Below are 15,855 nucleotides of genomic sequence, written 5' to 3' on the forward strand. Positions count from 1 at the left end.
GCTTAAAAATTATACCGTAAAGATAACAACATCCGATGATTAATATATTCTTCGGTATTGACAGGAACACCATAACTGTCGTAATTGTTTCCCCACTGCGCTGCAGTAAACAGATATTCCAGTCCTACCCAGGCATTACCCATGAGATACTTTATACGTGGTGACACCCCAAAGACTGAGGCCACCAGCCCCTCGCTGCGTGACAACTCCGGGATTACGGTCACCTCCCCGGGAGCACCCATATTTGCAGTATATCCGGCAAAGAGTCCGGGCTGAAAACCTTCCTTATTGTTGCCATGAATATCGGTCCAGACAGAAGCAGTATGAAGAGAGACAAACTCATTGTCACCAACCGACCGGCCGGTACCTCCCAGCATCACCAAATCAGAAAGATTGCTTCCGTAAATACCCTCCATACTGAAAGTAACAGCAGGCAATTTATATTTAAAAGACCCGTTAAAATGAAACCCGGAAACTTTTTCCACATCCGCACCTTCGGTAAATTCACCGGGGACAGCCAGGGTTTTATATCCTGCTGTAAAAGCAGTCCAGACACCATCTCCGCTCCATTTCATCTGAAGATCCAGCTCCGGCATCAAAGCATGCTCGGTACCGGAAACCTCAAAACCACTGTTTCTGAAATTGTTTTGCTCCACCACAAAGAAGAGCAACTGCGTTTTTGGAGATAGCTGTCGGGAAATTCTGATCTGAGGATTCCTTATCAGGGGATGAAACGGAGTTCCGGCATTTACATTTACGGTGCCCGGACAATTTTCGGGCAAAAACATTGGATGCCATGTTTGACCTGCCGTAATCGACCACTTTTCTTTTGCAAAGGTCACAAAAGCATGTCGCAGCCTGAAATTGTTGTCGCCGTTGCCCTTCCCAAGGAAGTCACCCTCTACCATGGCAGAAGTTTTGAATCCTTTAAGTTCGGGACCGGAAATATGAAGCCCAAAACGGCTGTAAGCAGCATCCAGGTCAAACTGCGACTTATCACGTTCGTCCTCTCCTGCATCGTTCAACAGTTCGGGCAAAGGATAGAGATAAATATGTCGGTTGCGGGCTTCAGCACTTTCACGGCTGTTAACCGAAGCATTCACGCCAACATATCCTTTCAATTCAATTTTGAAATCCTGGGAAACTACATCCGGCAAAACAAAAAGCGTTAATACCAGAACCAAAAAAAGACTATTCATTCGTTTAAAAAATTAATATCAATAAGAAAACTAAAACCTTATAGTCTTCAATAAAAAGCGGATAATAATGTGTCCTAAAACAAAAAAAGTCACCCCGAATCCAGGATGACTTTCAGCTCCCCAGGTAGGACTTGAACCTACGACCTACGGATTAACAGTCCGCCGCTCTAACCAACTGAGCTACTGAGGAATAAGTGCAAAACAACAATTTCTTGTTTTTTTAAAAGCCGTTGCTTTTATCTGATTGCGGTTGCAAAAATATGACCTTTATTTTAACTGTGCAAGACCTTCAATGCATTTTTTTGAAAAAATTCCTGCTTTGTAAAAAAATCCTCATCTTTGCACTCCGAAAATCAAAACAGAAAACATTATGAGCAAGGTTATTGGGATGGGCAACGCGCTGGTGGATATTTTAACCCGTTTACAGGACGACACCATTCTCTCCGAATTGAAATACCCCAAGGGGTCAATGCAACTGGTAAATGTTGAGGAAGTGGCCAACGTTTTACTTGCCACACGCGATTTTCCCAGAAATCAGGCATCGGGAGGTTCGGCTGCCAATACCATCCACGGACTTGCCAACCTGGGAGTAGAGACAGGTTTCTTTGGCAAAGTAGGAAGAGATGAGTGGGGAGCATTTTTCCGTTCCGACCTGGAAAAGAGGAGTATTAAACCCTATCTGCTGGAAAGCGACAACGAATCAGGACGCGCCTTTGCACTGATCAGTCCCGACTCGGAAAGAACCTTTGCCACGTTTCTGGGTGCTGCTGTTGAGCTGGCACACCACGAAATACCTGACAGTCTGTTCGACGATTACAGCATATTGCATATTGAAGGATACCTGGTTCAGAACCGCGATTTGATTCGTCATGCCCTTCAACTTGCCAAGTCTAAAGGATTGAAAGTATCTCTCGACCTGGCCAGTTTTAATGTGGTGGAAGACAACCTGGACTTCCTGCATGAAATGGTGGAAAAATATGTGGATATTCTTTTTGCCAATGAGGAGGAAGCAAAAGCCTTTACCGGTTTGGCAGAAGAAGAAGCACTACATAAAATTTCCGAATTTTGCGATCTCACCGTTTTAAAACTCGGAAAAAAAGGCTCTGTCATCAAGCACCATGATGAAATCGTGAAAATCGCCCCCATTCAGGTTGAAAGCCTGGACACCACCGGTGCCGGCGACCTGTATGCTTCCGGATTTCTCTTTGGAATGATTCACGGTCTCTCCATGCAACAGTGCGGCCGCATCGGCTCATTGCTTGCCGGAAAAGTGATTGAAGTAATTGGTCCCAAAATGGATGATGCTACCTGGGATATGATTAAAGAAGAGGTCGCAGCGCTGATAAACTAAGCGCCGGACAAATTATTTTGCTATTTTTGCAGGCGTTTTGCAGATAATCAAATAAAAGAACGATATATATTATGGAAACTGTTGTAAGTGGTATTCGGCCTACGGGAAATCTTCATCTCGGCAATTATTTTGGTGCAGTAAAAAACTTCCTGAAAATGCAGGAGAACTTCAACTGCTACTTTTTTATTGCTGACTACCACTCACTAACCACACATCCACACCCGGCAGATTTGCACGGAAATGTGCGTCAAATTCTTGCTGAATACCTGGCAGCAGGTCTCGATCCTGAAAAAGCGACCATTTATATTCAAAGTGACTTACCCGAAGTAGCGGAACTGACATTGCTGATGAATATGAATGCCTACCTGGGTGAGTTAGAACGCACCACCTCCTTTAAGGATAAAGCCCGCAAACAGCCCGAGAATGTGAATGCCGGTCTGCTGACCTATCCGGTGTTGATGGCTTCAGACATCATTATTCACCAGGCCTCGAAAGTACCGGTAGGAAAAGATCAGGAGCAAAACCTGGAGATGACACGCAAATTTGCCAATCGTTTCAACCGAATTTACGAAACGGATTATTTCACCATTCCCCAACCTTTTAACTTTGGAGAGTCTCTTATAAAAATCCCGGGGCTCGATGGTTCAGGCAAAATGGGGAAATCCGAAGGCAATGGCATCTTTCTGGCCGAGGAACCTGCCTCCATCCGCAAAAAAGTGATGAAAGCAGTCACCGACAGCGGCCCGACCGTGCCCGACTCTCCGGTCAGCGAGCCTGTTCAGAATCTTTTCACCATTATGGAAGTGGTTTCACAAAAAGAAGTGCTCGATCAGTTTAAAGAGGATTACGCCAAATGCATCATTCGCTACGGAGATCTGAAGAAAAAACTTGCTGAAGACATCATCAACTTTACAGCTCCCATCAGAGAGAAAATCAATGCCATTGCCGCCGATGATGCTTACCTGAGAAAAGTTGCCCAAATGGGAAAAGAAAAAGCACATGCCAGTGCATCCAAAACAGTAAAAGAGGTAAGAGAAATTATCGGTTTCAAACCGTTTTAACCTGCTCTGCAGAGAAAACTCATATCATCAGTCAAAGAGGTATTACGGAACAATTTCGTAATACCTTTTTTTTACGGTTTCGTATTTCCGTGCTTCCAGAGGAATGCCTGAGCCTTCATCCATCCAGACGAGGGTGTTTTTCTCATCCAGGCTCTCAATTCGTCTAAGGTTTACCACATACAAGGGATGGCAACGCAGGAACCCAAAATTGGCGAAAAGTTGCTCATAATACCGCAGGGGCCGAGGCACAAACAAACTTTGACCATTTTCGATATGCATCACAGATCCACCAGCCACAGCTTCCCCAAAAAGGATGGAGGACAAGGAAACGGCTTTCACCATCCCCTCTACAGGAAAAACCACCATTTGTGAGGCGGCAGGAAGATTGGCATTGGTAAGAAGAATCTCCAACTTGTAATGATACTCAGCTTCATCAATGGCTTCACAAGCTTTATCCACTGCCAGTACCAAATCGGAAACATCAAACGGTTTCTTTACAAACCCCACCGCCGAAAACTGAATAGCCTCTTCCCGGAAATCTTCATGACCCGACATAAAAACCACCTTGAAATTGTAGAATTCCACCTTTTGAAGAAGATCAAAAGCGGTCCCGTCGGGAAGTGCAATATCCAGAATTAAAAGATCAGGTGTCTCTTCATGTATAATCTCAACAGCTTCAGAGACCAGCGAAACTGCCCCCAGAAGTTCAAACTCAGGAAAATGATGTCTCAGAATCTCTCCCACAATTTTCTGCATCACCCGATCATCCTCAACAATTAAGACCTTCTTCATTACGTTATTTTATATTCTGGTTGTAACTTTCAGGTGCGGGTTTGCTTATTTAATGAATCTGGCAGCCGGTTCTAAACTGATACAGACTCTGTTTTTAGAACATTGTTTTTCTGACGGGAAACCGTTTTCCCGTGCTGATCAATTTCCACAAGAGGAATAACAATCCTGACAATGGTTCCGCGATCAAAAGGATTGATCTGCTTTTTATCTCTGATGGACAGCTCGGTACGTCCTCCGGAATCTCTCCGCAACATATCCAGCCGCTCCCGGGTGATCTTAATGGCCATAGATTCATGGCTACGCTCCTTTTCGCTGGCCTCTTTGGATGCGTCAATTCCAATTCCGTTGTCTTCAACCTCAACCACTACCCGGTTTTTATCATTTTTAAAGTGAATCTGAATCTGTCCCTCACTGCCGATAGGTTTAATCCCATGTTCGATGGCATTTTCGATAAATGGCTGGGTAAGCATTGGCGGAACCATCACATGCTCTATCTTCAGAGAATCATCAATATGAAGGCCGTAATCGAACGACTCAGAAAAGCGAAGTCGCTGGAGTTCGAGATAATATTTCAATATCTGAACCTCCTCTTTCAATGAAATGTAATCGTGAGTGGAATTTCGCAATACCTGACGCATCAGGCGTGCAAAATCAGTGAGAAAACGGGATGATTTTTCGATATCATGCTCCAGAATATAGACCTGAATGGCACTTAAGGCATTAAAAATAAAATGCGGATTCATCTGCGAACGCAGCAATCTTTGCTGGTGACGCACATTTTTGTACCGGCTCTTCAACTGCATCTGTCTCACAATCATGAATATTCCAAACGAAATGGTCACCACAATAATCAATGCGGTAATTAAATAAAACCGCTGACGATCGAGCATCGACTTTTGACGAATGGTCTCCTGATTCAGTTGATTAATTTTCTCCCGTTGCCGCTCCGACTCAAGAATAGCCTCCTGGGTGGCCAGATGATTGATGTTTTTTGTATTGATAATACTGTCTCTGTAAACAGCTGCGGTTTTAAAGAAATCAAGTGCCTTGCCAAATTCCGCTTTCTCCTCATATAATTCTGACAATAACCGGGAGCCCTCTTCTATCTGGTACAGCACTCCGATACCTTTGGCAATCTCCAGACTTTCCCTCAGATGTTTTTCTGCCTCCTGCAATTCTCCCATACCCAAATAGGTCTCTCCAATTTTGGAATGGCTGATGGCCACCTGCATCAGATCCCCCAGCTCTTCATTAAGATGCAGAGCTTTCTGTAAATACTCCAGTGCTTTATGAGGCCGGTCGAGTGCGATGTAAGCTCCTCCCAGACTGTTAAAGCAGATGGATTGTCCCACCTTACTGTTGATTTGGTAATTATAGTCGAGTGAAGTGAAAAAATGATGAAGTGCAGAATCAACCTGCCCCATCTTAAGCAGAGACTCTCCCATATTGTTATGGTTAATGGCCAGTCCAAGCTTATTCTTTTGTGCCTCTGACATGGCCAGTGACCGCTTAAAATACTCAATGGAGGAGAGGTATCGTCCAAGATTGTAATTCACATTCCCGATACTGTTGATGGCAGAACTGATGGTTAAAGAGTCACCAGCCTCTTCTGCAAGAGCCAGCGCTTTCACATGCATCTCCAATGCCATGGGGTTGTCATCAATGCGCCGGTAAACCACCCCAATCTGATTATATACACTTGCCAACAGCTCCTGCTTATTAGCAACAGTAGCGAACTCCAGTGCTTTTTGATGAAATTTCATGGCCTCACCATAATCGGCCCGGTTTCGGTAGCGTTGTCCCAGTAAATTATAGATGCGCGCAAGCTGATAGATGTTATCGTTTTTCCGGGCAATATCCTCCGCCTCGGCAAGATAACTGTCGTTAATATCCACGTGTACACCTCCCTGCCCATAATGAGAAAAGGATTTTTCTATCAGCTGTTCCACCACCAGAGAATCGGTACCGGGGAGCCGGTCTCCTTCCGGTTTACCGGGCACCTCAGCCTGCTCCCCGATTTTATTACAGGAGATTGTCAGGAAGAAAAAAAGAAAACACAGGCACTGAAGTTTTCCCATAATAATTCAGAATTTTATTCTTCATGCAATTCGGTAAAGATTTCCCGGTAAATTTTCCGGAAACAGAACGGCTGATTCACACAAAATTCACCGCCCGGGGAAACCCACCTGCCATTTTCAGGCAAGGTCTTAAAGATCAACCCGAAATTTGAGCAATTATAACCGGATTGTCCACCAAAATACAGTTTTTTTTATCTAATCAGCCCATGCTGTTTCTCAATTTTTGATGAAGGGTTATCTTTGCAGGCTAAAATGGATACAAGTGAAGATAGGGAATTTACAACTGAGGGCTGAACCTTTGCTTCTGGCCCCGATGGAGGATGTTACCGACAGAATGTTCAGGGAACTGTGCAAACGGTATGGCGCCGATCTGATGTACACAGAATTTGTGTCATCGGATGCACTGGTGCGCGAAGTGGATAAGACACTAACAAAAATGGAACTGAATGATGCAGAACGTCCTGTAGGCATCCAGATCTACGGCAAAGAGATTGATGCCATGGCAGAAGCAGCAAAGATTGCCGAGCAGGCCAATCCTGACATCATCGACATCAACTTTGGCTGTCCGGTGAAAAAAATCGCTTCCAAAGGAGCCGGAGCCGGTATGTTGCGCGACATTCCCAAGATGATTGCTATTACCGAAGCCATCGTCAAAGCGGTAAAAACGCCTGTAACAGTTAAGACCCGTCTGGGGTGGGATGAGTCGTCGAAACACATTGTGGAAGTGGCCGAACGGCTCCAGGACACCGGCATACAAGCACTTACCATTCACGGACGAACAAGAGCACAGATGTACACCGGAGAAGCTGACTGGACCCTGATTGGAGAGGTGAAAAACAATCCCAGAATGCACATTCCCATCATTGGAAACGGCGACATTACCTCACCTCAAAAAGCACGCAGATACCTGGATACTTATGGCGTGGATGCTCTGATGGTTGGACGTCCGTCCATAGGCCGTCCATGGATTTTTAAAGAAATCCGTCACTTTCTTGACACGGGAAAATTATTGCCCGCCCCTACAATGGCAGAACATGTGGAGATGATTCGTGAGCAGGTAAATATGTCGGTGAAATGGCTGGGCGAAAGACGAGGCATCCTGCATTCGAGACGTCACCTGGCAGTGACCTTTAAAGGTCTGGAAAACTTCAGACCCCTGAAGATAAAAATGTTGCGGACAGAACACATTGAAGAACTCAACGAAATACTGAGTGAGATTGCTTTGAAATGGGCCAATTACTCCTCCCCCTGCTCCGAATAGTAGCGACGAACAATCACCCTTACGGGATACCAGGCGGCCAGAAATCCAATGGCTGAGACACTCACATAAACCAGCACCATATCTGTCCATTGCAGTGCCACAGGATAGGCATCCACCACAAAGGTGCCGCCACCACCAAAACGTAACAAACCGTATTGTTGCTGAATCCAAACCAGTAAAGCACCGAGAAGGACTCCGGCGGTAACCCCGGCCAGAGATATCAACCATCCCTCAATGAGAAACACACGGTTGATTAAAGTTCTTCCGGCTCCCATACTGCGGAGCGTTCCGATACTTTCCCGTTTCTCAAAAATCAGCAGTGACAAAGTTCCGATTACATTAAAAAGAGCAATCACCAGGATAAAAAGTAAAATCAAATAGGCCATCAGTTTCTCTACCCGCATCAACTTGTAAAAAGTGGCATGCTGTTCATGCTGATCCTGCACTAAAAATCCGGCGCCGAGAAGCTCTTCCAAACGCCGTTTTAAATCATCGGCATCCACCCCCTGCTTTAAAGAAATTCCCAGTGACGACACTACCCCGTCACTATACTCAAACAGGCTGCGTGCCTGTCCAATATTGACAATCAGATATCGCGAGTCATAATCAAGCTGTTGGACTGCAAACATTCCTGATGGATGAATATACTCCTTTCGAAACGACAAATCCGGACGCATCAGATTGATCTGTCCGGTACGCCGGGGAACATACATCACCAATGGTTTAACAAAGTTGAGTCGCAAACCAAGCTGGTCGGCCAACACATAACCAATGACACCAAAGTTTTGCATCCCCTCCTGCAGTTTGTATTCTCCCTCAATGATAATTGAATCAATACCCGACACTTCAGCAAAATTGTCATCCACTCCCATGATCATGGCCGGCACCTGACGGCTCCCGGAGCGCAGCAAAGCCTGACTCTCCAACACCTGCGAAACAGCAGAAACCTCTTCCATCTGCACAATTTGCTGATAAGGAATAGAATCCAGGTAAAAAACCTTGCCCTGATCAGGTGATATCTTCAATTCCGGATCAAAAGAGCCATAAAGTGACCCGATAAGTCCGTGAAGTCCGTTGAAAACTGCCAGCACAACAATCAGGGCCAAAGAGCCCACCAAAACCCCTGTCACCGAAATCATAGAGATCACATTGATGACATTTTGAGATTTTTTGGCAAACAAATACCTCAGTGCTATATGGAGAGCCAGCTTCATTCGATTAAAAATTACCTGAATTAGTGTTTGTCTATAAAGTCCAATTTCTACGTTGTTGCTCTAAATCTAAATCCTTAAATACATTAGTATTCTGCAGTTTATATTTTTCACACGCCTTGAATTTGAACTTTCTAATTCAAACACGTGAAAAACATTTAGTTTATGGACAGAGACGAATTATTGGTTCCCGGCTTCGCATCAGGAACCATATTCTACTTTTGCATCGGTCTGTATGCCTTTACAATCAAACCCGTTCCCTCTTTGTGTTGCATGGAAACATCCATAAGATTCAACAATGCGGCAAGAGGCCAGACTGCCAAATAATAAAAGGGTAGCAACACAAAAAAGAGTCTGCTTTTATTGAGCATGGTAATGGGAAACTTCATGGAAAGTAACCAGGAGATATGCCCCGGCTTCCCATAGGAGTACCGGCAATCAATATCTGAGAAGCCGGCCTCTTCCAGCTTTTCATGAATATCCTCCATGTTGTATCCGTCGCGCACATGTTCATCAATAAATCCGGAGATACCTTCCTCTCCATGTTCATGTGCATCAGAGCCTCCCTTGTCGGATGGAGTGGAAATCAACAACATTCCACCCGGTGCCATACTACTGAAAAAATTATGAAAAACTTTACGGTCTTCTTCAATATGCTCCATCACATCAACCGACAATATCAGGTCGTACGATTCAGGCTCATTGAACCGGGTAAGATCAGCGATTTTAAAAGTAACGTTGTCACCCTTCCCGAGTTTATCAAAAAACCGGTTGCAATCGGCCACCTGTTCTTCTTTCACATCCACTCCCAAGATCTGATAACCGGCTCCCAGTCGCGACAAAGACCAGGTATATTGCCCAAATCCGGAACCAGCATCCAGGATGGCTGCCCCACGGCCCTGCCTGGAAGCCCATTTTTTTAATTCACGCCGGATATACCACGAACGCAAAAGCAACAAATTCAAGAGTCTGTAAAACAACACCCTGAATCCGGGTGTAGCGTTAAAAACACGTCCCAGCGAACGTTTTATAGGATCATACTGCATAACTTACTTCCAAGATTTAAGCACCTGCTATTCCTGCAACAACCTGTCAATATTGTCGATATAGTCCAGGCTGTCATCAATAAAGAATTCCAATTCCGGAATAACCCTCAACTGTTTGCCTGCTCTCTTCCCCAGAGCAAATCTTATTTGCGATGCATGCTCCTTAATTTTTTCGTACACCTCCTGTTTCCGATCGGTGGGGAAAATGCTCAGATACACTCTGGCAAGGCCCAGATCGGGTGTAACCCTCACCACGGTCACCGACACAAGAGCACCTGCAGTAACCTCCTTTACTTCACGCTGAAACATCTCACTCATATCCTTCTGAATGAGTCTTCCTATCTTCTTTTGACGAGTACTGTCCATGATTTTTTATTTTAATGCACGAAGTTAGGCAAAATTATGCAAACACATTTCCAACTCTTCAACCATCCGTTCCGGATCAAAAAGTGCGGAAACAGTTTCCTGCCCGTTACGCCCACAGGTGCGCAATTCTTCGGGATGCATAGATTTAAGTCCTTCCAGTCTGTCAGCGATAGCTTCAATGCGCCGGTCAACCAAAAAACCGTTCGTTCCATCCTTAATAAATTCCGCAGCACCACCCGCATCGGTGGTAAGCACGGGCACCCCGGCTGCCATTGCCTCAATAAGGGCATTACTGATGCCTTCATTGGCAGAAAAAAGACAAAACAGGGAGGCTTTTCTCAGCCATGGACCGGGATCTGAAAAACCCTCCATCGAAACAATTTTCTGCAAACCACAATCCCGGATTTGCTTTTTCAGGGCCTCTTCTTCCCTGCCTTTACCCAAAACATGAACTTTCATATCTGACAGCCTCTCTTCAGGCATCTGTGCCAGCGCCCGAATAAGCAGATGAAATCCTTTTCGGCGGGTAAGCATTCCGGTGGAAACTATGGTAAACGGATTATTTGATATTGAAGAGGCCGGTGCTTGTTTCAATCCCGGCATTCCGTTGTAGATCACTCTCACGGGATGATTCTGCATCCAGGAGTACCTCATCAGTTCCTTCTTTATTTTATGTGCATTGACAATAATTCCATCATTGAGCCGACCATAGACCCATCTGTGCCACAAAGGCCACCTCATTTTCCGTACAATCCCAAGTCTCAAAAAGTGCCTGATTCCCTGCCGTCTTGCTCCCAGACCACCCAAAATGTACTCCTTCTTTTTAGTAGAAACAATAACATCAATCCCATAAGCAGAAACAATCTGTTCTATTTTTCGTCCGGAGCTCCGATCAAAAGCAGATCTAAAGGGTGCTGAAAAAAACGGAATGTCAGTGTCAAAACGCCCTTTCAGGTATTGATCTTTTCCCAAAAAAAACACATTGTGCCGTTTTTTAAGTCCGGTCATGGCAATGGAAATCCATTTCTCATTTCCACCCCATACTTTGGAAGAACAGATGAAAAGTACCTTCATTGGTATTATATTTTTTTATATCTTGCAAATCAAGAACTTAAAAATCCTGATATCCATGAGAAAAATAACTGCCTTTCTGCTTTCAATTGCCGGAACTGCTGTTTCGGCTGTAGCCCGAATGCTTTCAGATTCCGAACAGAAAGAATCAACATCCGCTCCTGAAACCGCCCTTTCACCGAAAAAACCAACAGAATCTTCAGAAAACGGTAAAGAGTTGTACAAAACAGCCGGCATAAAAAAAGCTGAAGTCAAACAACTCACCAACAATGCCCCTCTTACCATTCCCGGATTTATTACAGGATCGGCCTCCGTCAGACCACACGAACACGACAAATACAATGTGGATATTCTGGATACACATGAAAAGGTCATAGGGCACATCGAAAAAAACAGACGCCTGTGCAACTCTCTGGAAGAATGGAACAGAGGCACTGTTTTCACCTTTGTAAAGGTAACAGAATCCAATGAAACAGAAACAAGTTCAGGAACTGCTTTTATTCCGGCAGGATTGGCTACAAAAGAAATCAATAACCTAAGAGAGGTATTTGAAAAACTCTCCATTCGCAATAAGATACTCTCCAATGAGAATATTCACTCAGCTGATTATCTGAAGATTCTGGACGACCACAAACAAATTTCCCGAACGCTTGCCGGGCTGAACATCACTGACCTTATAGATATCTCCCTGTCTAAAAGACTGATTCCGACACTCTCCAAACAACTGGAGGACCAACAAGACTGGGCCGGTCTTCTAAAGCTGGAAAAACACAGCGACCTGATTGATGAACTTAGCAAAAGATTTGCAGGAACCACTTACCGGAGAATCAGCAAAGCCAAAAAAAATACCGGGCAGAAAATCTGACCCGGTAAACGGTTTGTTTTTGTACAATAGATCGTTAGATTTTTATAAGTTGGAGGTTGGTGACTAACAGGCAGAAGTTTAAGAGGCAGAAGGCAGAAGAAAAAACCTTGCCCCAAAAGCCATCTTTCATCCGTATAAAATTTATTAATTAAGGTCGGATGGAACTCGCATGCAAAAATTTATACATGTTTTTTTGAGGCAATCGTTGCCATGCTCGTTTCAACATTCAAAAGAAATATTGTCAGGATACCATATCACTGAAGATCTCCACACAAACATCTCTCTCCACTTTGCTGGTAAGTTTTCGGACCACATTATTGAGATTGTGTACCACATAGCCCAGCTCTTCAGAGGGTGCAGACTGATACAAACGATCGGTAATCCAGTAAAGTGAACGAAGGGAACCTTCCAGCAGCGGCCGGGTTTCTCTTACCGAAATATCTTTAAAAGCACCAATTTTTTTCTCATCGCTCAGGTCGTCAAACTCGTTCTGAGCCCTTACCAGTTCATCAAACCAGTCGGCCGCCCCAAGTCGGGCAATCATCTCATAATGGTTGTGCCTAAGTTCCCTGATCAGTGCCGGAAGTCCGGTTGACTGTCGCTGGTAACCATCGCTTTTAGTATGCCAGGCATGTTGCTGCAAAACAGCGAGCAACTCCGTTCCCAGCATGCTGTGTTTCTTCGATGCCCGGTGACACGATGCTTCCACAAATCTGTAAAACGCAATGTATGCCTCATCCCGCTTACTTGCCTGGAGGGTTTTTCGCTCCATCACACAACTGATTACTCTTCTTTGAAAGGTCTGTTCGTAGCTGGCGAGACTTTCTCTCACATCTTCCACAAAAGTCATGAGTTCGCCCTTATTTACCGGACAATGGTCATAGATCTGCAGGGTCACTTTGGCAAGATCGTAAAGATCGAAGGAAAGGAGCTGGGAAAAGTTTAAAGACTTTAGCATAACACTATAAGGGTTTAGGAGTTGGAAAACTCTCTGATAAACATAAAATAGCAATCCGGTTTCCCGGACTGTTGCATCTGTCAGAGTGCTTATTCTTACATATATTTTACGGACGATTCATCGCAAAGGTTTCAAAAAACCTGTTGAAACGAGCATGATATTTTTTTAAACATAAATATCACCAGATAATATGTTTAAAATAATGTTTTTGCGTTTTTTAAGGCCGAAGGTCTTTAAGAAAATTGAAACTCCCTCCCCCCCACTCATTATTGGTCGCGACGCGACCAATAATGAGTGGGGGGCATGAGGAATACCTCAAAACCCAGGGCGTTGCCCTGGGCTGTTGCTCTCAGGCATTCAGCCTGTTTACATCCAATATATCTTATGTATAAGGTTAAATGTTTCCGGAAATTCCGGTCCCCTGAATCTTACGGAATAAATCCAGCGCATAAACATCCGTCATTCCGGAAATAAAATCAATGACCGTTTGTACCCGGTGATGCACAGGGGCACTTTCCGAAACTTTATATTGTTCAGGAATAAAAGGGAGTAGCAGACGTGAATAGTAGTGTTTGGGTTCCAGCACTGCTTTGATAAACTCATCAAGCAGAGTACCCAGAATCCGAAAACCGGCAATTTCAATCTCCACCACAGAAGGATGCCGGTAAATACGCTCGAACCCCACGCGGGCACACTCTTTCATGGCAACATCCATATTGCCCGACAATTTATCGGTAAGAGCCCCGCTAAAGGTCCCATCCAGAATGCTGTCGTGATGTTTAATAAAAATTTCGGAACAGGCCCCCACCAGCTTACCAATGACTCCGGCTCTGAGGTAGGCAATCTTTTCATTGGTATCAGTGACTTCACGATAGACCTCTTCTATTCTCTTTAGATGTTCTTTATCCTCCACCGGATCATAAAAAGCCATCAGGAGATCCATGGTCTCCGGAGTGGACAAAATCCCCAGCTTGTGGGCGTCTTCAATATCCATCAGCTGATAGCAAATATCATCGGCGGCTTCCACCAGATAAACCAGCGGATGACGTGCAAAAATACCCGGAGAGGTCTCTTTCAGTCCCAACTCGGCAGCAATGTCCAGAAAAACTTCCTTTTCACTCTGAAAGAAACCATACTTTTTCAGATCCCTGTTCCCCGAAGCATAAGGATACTTAACAATGGATGCCACAGAGGTATAAGTCATGGCAAACCCTCCGGTACGCCGTCCGGAAAACTTATGTGTCAACACTCTCAGGGCATTGGCATTCCCTTCAAAATCGACAAAATCGTTCCAAACAGCCGGGGAATGAATCATGGATTCCAGATAACGCCCGTTTCCATGCCTGAAAAAATCAGAAATGGCTTTTTCTCCCGAATGACCAAAGGGCGGATTACCCATGTCGTGTGCTAGACAAGCAGCCGCAACAACAGAACCCAGTTCCTGAGCCAATGGCAGTTCATCCCCATAGATTGAAAAAAGATACTTTGAAATATTGTTTCCCAGCGAGCGCCCGACGCTGGCAACCTCAAGACTGTGGGTCAACCGGTTGTGCACAAACACACTTCCTGGCAATGGAAACACCTGTGTTTTGTCCTGTAAACGCCTGAACGGCGAGGAGAATATCAGTCTGTCATAATCGCGCTGAAACTGCGTACGATCATGAGAACTCACACCCGAAGAAGTTCCGGTGCGCTTTGTGGATAAAAGTTGTTTCCAATCCATGAGCCTTCCTGTTCAATATATGGTTGTGCGATACTTTTTCATCTCTGCGGCCAGCGAACGGGCTTTCCCGCCGGTCACCCGATCCAGCAACTGCCAGAAACCGGGACCATGGTTCTTTTCCCTGGTGTGACACAATTCATGCAGCACCACATAATCTATCAGGTGCTGTGGCAGACGCATCAATTGCAAATTGAGATTGATGTTATTCACGGAAGAACAACTCCCCCACCTGGATTTCAGATTCTTAATAAATACTTTGTTCACTTTAAACCCGTGCAATCCGGCAAAATGCCTGACTCTTCCGGGCAACATCGTCTTTGCTTCAATTCGAAGCCCTTCCTCTATCCCCTGACGGATTGCCGCCTGAACTCTTTCATCCTCCACCTTCATAAAAGAAGGGTATGCAACCCGCAGAACACCTCCATGCAAAGTCATACGCAACTGATCACTGTGATGGCTTTGGATACGAAGCTCAAAAGTGCGGGTGCGAAACTTCGTATCTTCATTAAAGACGGTCTTCATATTCTCATGCGCAGCCATTTGTGCCTGATTCTGCTGAATCCAGGAACGCTTCTCCTCCACAAACGACAAAGCCTTTTTGATGGAGTACCCCGGAGGAAACAGAACTGATACCCCCTCAAAAGGCTTTAGCCTGATGGAAAGCCGTTTGCACCGGGCATCACTTTTAAAAAGTACGGGTCCGATGCCCTCTATATCTACCAATGATGTTTTTACCGACATAATAACACAAAGGTAAAGTTTTCCCGCTATTGCCAAACCAATGGTCTGTGTCGTAAATTGGTTTCCTCTAAAAACGACTTCCTTCCTGTAACGAAACACTACTGCTATGCGTCACACATTGGATTATGTTTT

The 15,855-nt window shown here is 44.8% G+C and carries 14 protein-coding genes and 1 tRNA gene; 4 read left to right on the plus strand and 11 right to left on the minus strand.

The genetic code is table 11. The features are described from left to right. Positions 1-2: 2 nt before the first annotated feature. The gene (locus BY457_RS02515) at positions 3-1,199 is read right to left on the minus strand and encodes a DcaP family trimeric outer membrane transporter (protein ID WP_106151752.1); all 1,197 of its coding nucleotides are present in this window, start codon (positions 1,197-1,199) and stop codon (positions 3-5) included. A gap of 116 nt (positions 1,200-1,315) precedes the next feature. Continuing rightward, positions 1,316-1,389: transfer RNA gene (locus BY457_RS02520), tRNA-Asn, on the minus strand. 180 nt (positions 1,390-1,569) lie between these two features. Between BY457_RS02520 and BY457_RS02525 the strand changes: the two genes are divergently transcribed. Then, positions 1,570-2,550, plus strand: a complete 981-nt coding sequence (locus BY457_RS02525) for an adenosine kinase (RefSeq protein WP_106151753.1) — start codon at positions 1,570-1,572, stop codon at positions 2,548-2,550. A gap of 71 nt (positions 2,551-2,621) precedes the next feature. After that, on the plus strand, positions 2,622-3,611 hold the full coding sequence (gene trpS, locus BY457_RS02530; RefSeq protein WP_106151754.1) for a tryptophan--tRNA ligase: 990 nt from the start codon (positions 2,622-2,624) through the stop codon (positions 3,609-3,611). A 42-nt stretch (positions 3,612-3,653) separates the two neighbouring features. Here the strand turns inward: trpS and BY457_RS02535 are convergent, their stop codons facing one another. Both BY457_RS02535 and BY457_RS02540 read right to left on the minus strand, forming a co-directional pair. Beyond that, positions 3,654-4,403, minus strand: a complete 750-nt coding sequence (locus BY457_RS02535) for a LytR/AlgR family response regulator transcription factor (protein ID WP_106151755.1) — start codon at positions 4,401-4,403, stop codon at positions 3,654-3,656. A gap of 71 nt (positions 4,404-4,474) precedes the next feature. Beyond that, entirely contained in the window at positions 4,475-6,481 is a 2,007-nt protein-coding gene (locus BY457_RS02540; protein ID WP_106151756.1) for a tetratricopeptide repeat protein, read from the minus strand. Between the two features lie 262 nt (positions 6,482-6,743). On the opposite strand from BY457_RS02540, the gene dusB reads away from it, so the two are divergent. Continuing rightward, complete coding sequence (gene dusB / locus BY457_RS02545; RefSeq protein WP_106151757.1) at positions 6,744-7,742, plus strand: tRNA dihydrouridine synthase DusB; 999 nt, start codon at positions 6,744-6,746, stop codon at positions 7,740-7,742. On the opposite strand, the gene BY457_RS02550 is transcribed toward dusB, so the two are convergent. The 4 genes from BY457_RS02550 to BY457_RS02565 form a co-directional block, all read right to left on the minus strand. Further along, a complete protein-coding gene (locus BY457_RS02550; protein ID WP_106151758.1) occupies positions 7,718-8,956 on the minus strand; it encodes an ABC transporter permease in 1,239 nt (412 codons plus the stop codon). The genes dusB and BY457_RS02550 overlap by 25 nt on opposite strands. 212 nt (positions 8,957-9,168) lie before the next feature. Next, positions 9,169-9,999: a class I SAM-dependent methyltransferase gene (locus tag BY457_RS02555; protein ID WP_106151759.1), complete on the minus strand. Its 831-nt coding sequence runs from the start codon at positions 9,997-9,999 to the stop codon at positions 9,169-9,171. A gap of 27 nt (positions 10,000-10,026) precedes the next feature. After that, positions 10,027-10,365 (minus strand): 30S ribosome-binding factor RbfA, encoded by a 339-nt coding sequence (gene rbfA, locus BY457_RS02560; protein WP_106151760.1) that lies wholly within the window; start codon positions 10,363-10,365, stop codon positions 10,027-10,029. A 24-nt stretch (positions 10,366-10,389) separates the two neighbouring features. Beyond that, positions 10,390-11,439 (minus strand): glycosyltransferase, encoded by a 1,050-nt coding sequence (locus BY457_RS02565; protein ID WP_106151761.1) that lies wholly within the window; start codon positions 11,437-11,439, stop codon positions 10,390-10,392. A gap of 55 nt (positions 11,440-11,494) precedes the next feature. Here BY457_RS02565 and BY457_RS02570 point away from each other — a divergent pair, with 55 nt between their 5' ends. After that, the gene (locus tag BY457_RS02570; RefSeq protein ID WP_106151762.1) at positions 11,495-12,301 is read left to right on the plus strand and encodes a hypothetical protein; all 807 of its coding nucleotides are present in this window, start codon (positions 11,495-11,497) and stop codon (positions 12,299-12,301) included. Between the two features lie 241 nt (positions 12,302-12,542). On the opposite strand, the gene BY457_RS02575 is transcribed toward BY457_RS02570, so the two are convergent. The 3 genes from BY457_RS02575 to BY457_RS02585 all read right to left on the minus strand — a co-directional run bounded on the left by BY457_RS02575 (position 12,543) and on the right by BY457_RS02585 (position 15,723). Then, positions 12,543-13,259, minus strand: coding sequence for a DUF6261 family protein (locus BY457_RS02575; RefSeq protein ID WP_106151763.1), 717 nt, complete (start codon positions 13,257-13,259; stop codon positions 12,543-12,545). Between the two features lie 394 nt (positions 13,260-13,653). After that, positions 13,654-14,982 (minus strand): dGTP triphosphohydrolase, encoded by a 1,329-nt coding sequence (gene dgt / locus BY457_RS02580; RefSeq protein WP_106151764.1) that lies wholly within the window; start codon positions 14,980-14,982, stop codon positions 13,654-13,656. Between the two features lie 12 nt (positions 14,983-14,994). Continuing rightward, positions 14,995-15,723: a M48 family metallopeptidase gene (locus tag BY457_RS02585; protein WP_106151765.1), complete on the minus strand. Its 729-nt coding sequence runs from the start codon at positions 15,721-15,723 to the stop codon at positions 14,995-14,997. Positions 15,724-15,855 lie beyond the last annotated feature (132 nt).

It is taken from the genome of Marinilabilia salmonicolor, from assembly GCF_003003035.1.
Lineage (GTDB): Bacteria > Bacteroidota > Bacteroidia > Bacteroidales > Marinilabiliaceae > Marinilabilia > Marinilabilia salmonicolor_A.

What these genes read in the sequence shown, in the direction of transcription:
- dgt (WP_106151764.1), bottom strand. Translation starts at nt 14,982, where the DNA reads ATGGATTGGAAACAACTTTTATCCACAAAGCGCACCGGAACTTCTTCG.
- BY457_RS02585 (WP_106151765.1), bottom strand. Translation starts at nt 15,723, where the DNA reads ATGTCGGTAAAAACATCATTGGTAGATATAGAGGGCATCGGACCCGTA.
- rbfA (WP_106151760.1), bottom strand. Translation starts at nt 10,365, where the DNA reads ATGGACAGTACTCGTCAAAAGAAGATAGGAAGACTCATTCAGAAGGAT.
- BY457_RS02565 (WP_106151761.1), bottom strand. Translation starts at nt 11,439, where the DNA reads ATGAAGGTACTTTTCATCTGTTCTTCCAAAGTATGGGGTGGAAATGAG.
- BY457_RS02555 (WP_106151759.1), bottom strand. Translation starts at nt 9,999, where the DNA reads ATGCAGTATGATCCTATAAAACGTTCGCTGGGACGTGTTTTTAACGCT.
- trpS (WP_106151754.1), top strand. Translation starts at nt 2,622, where the DNA reads ATGGAAACTGTTGTAAGTGGTATTCGGCCTACGGGAAATCTTCATCTC.
- BY457_RS02550 (WP_106151758.1), bottom strand. Translation starts at nt 8,956, where the DNA reads ATGAAGCTGGCTCTCCATATAGCACTGAGGTATTTGTTTGCCAAAAAA.
- BY457_RS02540 (WP_106151756.1), bottom strand. Translation starts at nt 6,481, where the DNA reads ATGGGAAAACTTCAGTGCCTGTGTTTTCTTTTTTTCTTCCTGACAATC.
- BY457_RS02535 (WP_106151755.1), bottom strand. Translation starts at nt 4,403, where the DNA reads ATGAAGAAGGTCTTAATTGTTGAGGATGATCGGGTGATGCAGAAAATT.
- BY457_RS02575 (WP_106151763.1), bottom strand. Translation starts at nt 13,259, where the DNA reads ATGCTAAAGTCTTTAAACTTTTCCCAGCTCCTTTCCTTCGATCTTTAC.
- BY457_RS02570 (WP_106151762.1), top strand. Translation starts at nt 11,495, where the DNA reads ATGAGAAAAATAACTGCCTTTCTGCTTTCAATTGCCGGAACTGCTGTT.
- BY457_RS02515 (WP_106151752.1), bottom strand. Translation starts at nt 1,199, where the DNA reads ATGAATAGTCTTTTTTTGGTTCTGGTATTAACGCTTTTTGTTTTGCCG.
- BY457_RS02525 (WP_106151753.1), top strand. Translation starts at nt 1,570, where the DNA reads ATGAGCAAGGTTATTGGGATGGGCAACGCGCTGGTGGATATTTTAACC.